This window comes from Bacillus sp. P4_D3 (assembly GCF_056401855.1).
The window spans coordinates 1-887 of the sequence record NZ_JBFUIN010001058.1 but is presented as its reverse complement, the minus strand read 5'-3'; the positions used below and the strand labels follow the sequence as shown (position 1 = coordinate 887).

Below are 887 nucleotides of genomic sequence, written 5' to 3'. Positions count from 1 at the left end.
TACGATCAAGCATCGGCTGCGGGTTTATTTGGCATGCAAATTCAAGGAGCAACGACGATATTCGCTGTCAATCTAAAAAGAATCTTGAAGCTTCTGAATGAAAAAGGGTAATAAATAGACAAAAAATAGGGCGTTTTCTGTTCGAAATTGAACAAAAAGCGCCTTATTTTTCTCTATAATGAATTTATTTATAAAAAACGCAAGTTTTTCAGTGCCCTCGTATTGTACCGGACTCATGCCTTTTAATTTTCCCTTAATTCTTTTATGATTATAGTACGCTATGTACTTTGCTAATTCTTGCTTAAAATGTTCTATATTCTTAAATTCTTTTCGGTATAGAAATTCAGACTTCATGATCCCAAAGAAATTTTCAATCACTGCGTTATCGTAACAGTTTCCTTTGCGGGACATGCTTTGTGTAACACCATGCTTAGTAAGAGAATGGCGGTATTGTTTCATTTGATAGTGCCATCCTTGATCGGAATGAATCAGAAGTGTATCCTTATCTGTTAAACGTTCAAAAGATTGATCTAACATCGTTGAAACAAGGGAGTAAGCTGGTCTTGAAGCAATTGTATATGTGATAATTTCACCATTAAATAAATCCAACATTGGTGATAAGTATAGCTTTTCTCCCAATAATTTAAACTCTGTAATATCCGTAACCCATTTTTCGTTTGGTTTTTCCGCTTGAAAATTACGATTTAAAATATTCGGTGCAATTTTTCCAACTTTCCCTTTATAAGAACGATATTTTTTCATACGAACGAGACATTTTAAGCCTAATTCTCTCATAATACGATACACTTTTTTATGATTTACTTTATAGCCACGGTTCATCAGTTCATAACGAATACGACGATAACCATAAAGACCCTCGTGGTCCT

Annotated in this window: 1 pseudogene; it reads right to left on the bottom strand. The window is 33.9% G+C overall.

What is annotated here, in order from left to right:
• Positions 1–219 precede the first annotated feature (219 nt).
• Positions 220–887, bottom strand: a pseudogene (locus AC1DTM_RS29130) (IS3 family transposase); the annotation flags it as partial.